The following is a 472-nucleotide window of genomic DNA, read 5'->3' as shown; positions in this document are numbered from 1 at the left end:
ATGTTCAGCGGGAACGTGATTGGCTGCCCAAGGATCTCCGTCGTCACGTCGACCGTCTTGCCGTCGCCTATCGCCGCGGAAAGCGCGTTGCCGAGCACACTGCCGAGCACGGGTTCGAGGATGGACGTCAGCAACGCCGGGTTGGTGATGTCGGTGCCCCGAAGGATGTAAGTGGGGAACAAGAAGGCCGCACCATTGTTGGCGAGCGTGAACGGGTTCGGCCACGCGGCGAAGTCCGACAGCGGGTCGTACTCGACCGTGCCGTCGACCTTGATCGGCACCAGTACCGCCCCGCCGCTCTGCTCCACGTCGACCTCGGGGGTGACGACGCTGTTCTGACCGAGCGCCGCGAGGAGCGGGTCCAGCAGCGGCGCAAAGCGTGCGGCGAGGCCACCATCCGCGCGACCGGGGTTGCGCAGCAGAATCATTGGCAAGATGGTCAGCGAGGTCTCTCCCACAGTGGGCGTGGGGT

1 protein-coding gene is annotated in these 472 nt (G+C 66.1%); it reads right to left on the bottom strand.

Going from position 1 to position 472, the window contains the following annotated elements:
• A partial coding sequence (locus D7Y13_RS42395; protein WP_208734599.1) for a hypothetical protein occupies positions 1 to 428 on the bottom strand: 428 nt, incomplete at its 3' end.
• Between the last annotated feature and the right edge of the window lie 44 nt (positions 429 to 472).

This window comes from Corallococcus praedator (assembly GCF_003612125.1).
GTDB lineage: Bacteria > Myxococcota > Myxococcia > Myxococcales > Myxococcaceae > Corallococcus > Corallococcus praedator.
This window is presented reverse-complemented; position numbering and strand designations above follow the sequence as displayed.